This window comes from Acidovorax sp. (assembly GCF_022763525.1).
Classification (GTDB): domain Bacteria; phylum Pseudomonadota; class Gammaproteobacteria; order Burkholderiales; family Burkholderiaceae_C; genus Acidovorax.
In genome coordinates, this window is the sequence record NZ_JALEGG010000052.1 from 1 (window position 1) to 4,274 (window position 4,274).

Here is a 4,274-nt window from a genome sequence, read left to right on the forward strand (position 1 = left end):
CGCACAAAACTTCCATCCGCCGCACGCCGCTCCACGCTGTCGGGCAAGCGGTTCATCACGGCTTCCAGAGCGCCCGCCGTGCGGTCGCGCAGACGCAGCTCCAGCCAGCGGCCGGTGAGCAGGAAGAAAACAAACATCGTCAGCGAGTCGTAGTAGACCTCCTTGCCGAAGATGCCCGCCGGGTCAAACGTGCCCGCCGTGCTCACGATAAACGTGATGGCCATGCCAAGCGCCACAGGCAGGTCCATGCTGACGCGGCGCTGGCGCACGTCGCGCAACGCGCTGCTTAAAAATGGACCGCACGAGAACACCATCATCGGCAGCGTGATGACCCACGACGCCCAGCGCAGCAATTGCTCCATTTCGCCCGTCAGGTCGCCAGGCTGCGCCACATACGCAGGCCATGCGTACATCATCACCTGCATCATGCAAAAGCCGGCGACCAGCCAGCGCCACAAAGCGCGGCGGCTCTCGCGCTGGCGCTGCTCGCGGGCAAAGGCATCCATGGCGGGCATGGCGCGGTAGCCAGCCTTGCGCACGGCCTCCATCCACTGCGAAGGCTGTACCTGAGAGGGTTGCCACATCACCCGCGCACGGCGCGTGGCGGCGCTCACATCGGCCTGCAGCACACCAGGCACGCTGCGCAGGGCGTCTTCAATGGTGAGTGCACAGGCCGCGCAATGCATGCCCCCCAGCACCACGTGGGAGTCCCAGGTGCAGCTGGCGGGATCCACCGGGGCAATGCCCGCAGGCACCACCGGACGGCCGAACGCCGACCACTCCTGCGGATCGTCCAGCAGCGCAGCCTGGGCTGCGGGCGGCGGCTCGGGATCAGCGGCGGTCGGTTGGGCCGGGATGGAAACCGGTGCACCGGGTCGAAACATTGACATGGTTCAAGCCTATCGCTCGGAGGTGGCAGGTACATTGACCTGCATCAAGCCGCGGAACATGATTCAACCTAAGCTTGGTCCATCACTTTGAGGAGATCCTTGTATGTACAAACGCATCCTGATCGCAACGGACGGCTCAGACCTTTCGGACAAGGCCGTGAAACATGGCTTGGCACTGGCGGCCCTCACCGGCGCCTCTGCCGTGGCCCTCAAAGTGGTGCCCCGCTATCCCCGCAGCTACTTTGAAGGCGGCATGCCTGTCGATGCAAACGACGTGAAACGCATCGAATCACAATGGGGCGATGCGGCACAGGCCATGGTGGACGGCGTGAAGGCCCAGGGCGACGCCCAGGGGGTGGCGGTCAAGGCCGTCATCGCCAAGTCCGACCTCGTGGCAGAAGCCATCATCTCAGCCGCCAAGAAGCACAAGTGCGACCTGATCGTGATGGCATCGCATGGCCGCAAGGGGCTCAAGCGCTTGCTGCTCGGCAGCGAAACGCAGCATGTGCTGACGCACTCGCACATTCCGGTGCTGGTGCTGAGGTAACCCTTCCCCCTGGGCCGCCCTCGGCGTCTTCCCTCAGGGGTGCGCCATCCGTGGCCCGGCAAAGCCGGTTCCACGGCGGCCACTGGCTGCGCAAGTGCCAGGCTCCAGCTTCGGCTCACCTCTGCGGATTTCCAGCCAAATCGACCTCTAGCGCTTATCCCAAAAGCGCCAGCAGCTATCAAAACGATAGTTAAACGAACAGGCCCTTGTACTGCTCGCGCAGCAGGTTCTTCTGCACCTTGCCCATGGTGTTGCGGGGCAGCTCGGGCACCACAAAGCACTTCTTCGGAATCTTGAAGTTGGCCAGCTGTGACTTGAGCTGCGCCACGATGGCGTCGGGGTTCAGGTTGGCGCCGGGCTTGGCGATCACCACCGCCACGCCCACCTCGCCAAAATCGGGGTGTGGCACACCCACCAGCGCGCTTTCTGCCACGCCGGACATTTCGTTGATGTAGCCCTCGATCTCGGCGGGGTAGACGTTGTAGCCGCCGCTGATGATGAGGTCCTTGCTGCGGCCCACGATGCTCACATAGCCGCGCTCATCGACCTTGCCCACATCGCCGGTCTTGAACCAGCCGTCCTGGGTGAACTCCTCCGCTGTCTTCTCGGGCATGCGCCAGTAGCCCTTGAACACGTTGGGGCCTTTGACCTGGATGTTGCCGATCTCGCCCACGGGCAGCGGTTGGTTGGCGTCGTCCACCACGCGCAGGCCCACGCCGGGCAGCGGGAAACCCACCGTGGCACCACGGCGCTCCGACTGCCCCCCGTGGCGTGCGTCGGCTGCGTAGGGGTTGGAGGTGAGCATGATGGTTTCGCTCATGCCGTAGCGCTCCAGGATGGTGTGGCCGGTGCGCTGCTGCCATTCGTTGAAAGTCTCGATCAGCAGCGGCGCGGAGCCTGCGATGAACAGGCGCATGTTCTTCGCAGTTTCCCTGTTGAGGCCCGGCTCAGCCAGCAGCCGCACGTAAAGCGTGGGTACGCCCATGAAGACGGTGGCGCGCGGCATGGCGGACAGCACCGCCTTGGGATCGAACTTGGCGAACCAGATCATCTTGCTGCCATTGATGAGCGCGCCGTGGATGGCCACGAAAAGGCCATGCACGTGGAAGATGGGCAGCGCGTGGATGAGCACATCACCATCCTTCCAGCCCCAGTAGTCCTTGAGCACCTGCGCATTCGACAGCAGATTGCCGTGCGTGAGCATCGCGCCCTTGCTGCGGCCCGTGGTGCCGCTGGTGTAGAGGATGGCGGCCAGGTCATCGGTCTTGCGCGGCACGGGCACGTGGGCGTCGGCGTGGTGCGCGGCGCGCTCCAGCAGGCTGCCGGTGCGATCGTCGCCCAGCGTAAAGACATGCTGGGTGCCCAGCGTGAAGGCGATTTTGGACACCCAACCGAAATTGCCGGGGCTGCAAACCACCACCGCAGGCTCGGCATTGCCGATGAAGTACTCGATCTCGGCGCTCTGGTAGGCGGTATTGAGGGGCAGGAACACGTAACCCGCGCGCAATGTCGCGAGGTACAGCAGCATGGCCTCCACCGACTTTTCCACCTGCACGGCCACACGGCTGCCTTCGGGCAGCTTCAGCGAGGCGAGCAGGTTGGCGATGCGCGCGCTGGCGTGGTCCAGGTCGGCCCAGGTGTAGAGCAGCGGGGTGCCATCGGGCGCCGTGGCTTCGACGGCGATGCCGCTCAGGTCGGCAGGGAAGGCTGCGCGCAGTGCGCTGAAGAGGTTGTGTTGGCTCATGGCAGAGGGCGGTTTTTCAAGAAATTGGGGAGCTAGGAGGACGGACTGGTCAAAACAAGGGAGCACGTTTTTCGAGGAACGCCGTGATCCCTTCGCGGTGCTCCGCGCTGTCCGCATAGGCATAAGGGTCAGGGGCGGCATTCACTATGCTTTTCATAGCTACTTGCGCTTTTCCATCCAGCGCCAGAGGCATTTTTAATGCTCGAAAAGTCTGTTTGTTCATACGGGCTGCCTGGGGTGCGAGCGCGGCGATGCGCTGGGCGCTGCCCAGGGCCTCAGTGGCCACCATGCCGTCTGCCACCACCCGGCTCAGGAAACCGCGCGCCAGCATGTCGGTGGCACTGAACGTGGCCGCTTCCAACAGCATCTGCCGGGCCACCACATCGCCCACCGCGCCGGCCACCAGCTGTGCCTCGCGCGGGGCCATGGGAAAGCCGAGCTTGGCGATGGGCGCGCCAAAGCGTGCGCCATTCCCCGCGATGCGGATGTCGCAGCAGCTGGCAATCTCCACGCCCGCGCCCATGCAGGCACCGCGGATCTGCGCCACGATGGGCACATCGCACAAAAGCATGGCGTTGAGGCCACCCCAGACATCGCCTTCATGAAAGTCGCGCAGGGCGGCCGCGTCAAAACGAAAGTCGGGGTACTCCGAAATGTCGCCGCCAGCGCAGAAGGCGTCGCCCTCTCCTGCGATGACCACGCAACGCGCATCGCTGCGCCTCTGGATGTCCTCAAACACCGCACGCAACTCCCGCCACATGGCCCGCGACATGGCATTGAGCCGCCCGGCATGGCGCAAGGTGACATGCACCACCCCCCGCTCACCGGCATCCATCCACACTTCACCCGACATATTTGCTATCCGTCCCGTTGCAACGTTCACAGCCCGTAAAACTCGCACGGCGCTATCGCCAGTGCCACCCTGGAACCGGCTTTGCCGGGCCATGGGTGGCGCCCCCCTCAGAGGGATGGCGCGAAGCGCCTCAGGGGGCTAGTCAAGTTTTGCGCCCGAAGCTTTCACCACCGTCGCCCAGCGGCGGACCTCGCTGCTGACCATGCCCGCGAACTGCTGCTGGGTCATGCCGCCGTACTC

At 64.5% G+C, this 4,274-nt stretch carries 4 protein-coding genes and 1 pseudogene; 1 reads left to right on the plus strand and 4 read right to left on the minus strand.

What is annotated here, in order from left to right; all coding sequences use genetic code 11:
• Window positions 1–884, minus strand: an 884-nt coding sequence (locus tag MRY84_RS03735; RefSeq protein ID WP_291504414.1) for a cation transporter, incomplete at its 3' end; no start/stop codon positions are given.
• A gap of 109 nt (window positions 885–993) precedes the next feature.
• Here MRY84_RS03735 and MRY84_RS03740 point away from each other — a divergent pair.
• Entirely contained in the window at window positions 994–1,437 is a 444-nt protein-coding gene (locus MRY84_RS03740) for a universal stress protein (RefSeq protein ID WP_291504411.1), read from the plus strand.
• A gap of 190 nt (window positions 1,438–1,627) precedes the next feature.
• On the opposite strand, the gene MRY84_RS03745 is transcribed toward MRY84_RS03740, so the two are convergent.
• The 3 genes and pseudogenes from MRY84_RS03745 to MRY84_RS03755 form a co-directional block, all read right to left on the minus strand.
• Complete coding sequence (locus MRY84_RS03745) at window positions 1,628–3,181, minus strand: malonyl-CoA synthase (protein WP_291504412.1); 1,554 nt, start codon at window positions 3,179–3,181, stop codon at window positions 1,628–1,630.
• A gap of 49 nt (window positions 3,182–3,230) precedes the next feature.
• Window positions 3,231–4,034: an enoyl-CoA hydratase/isomerase family protein gene (locus MRY84_RS03750; RefSeq protein WP_291504413.1), complete on the minus strand. Its 804-nt coding sequence runs from the start codon at window positions 4,032–4,034 to the stop codon at window positions 3,231–3,233.
• Window positions 4,035–4,172: 138 nt separating this feature from the next.
• A pseudogene (locus tag MRY84_RS03755) lies at window positions 4,173–4,274 on the minus strand (tripartite tricarboxylate transporter substrate binding protein); the annotation flags it as partial.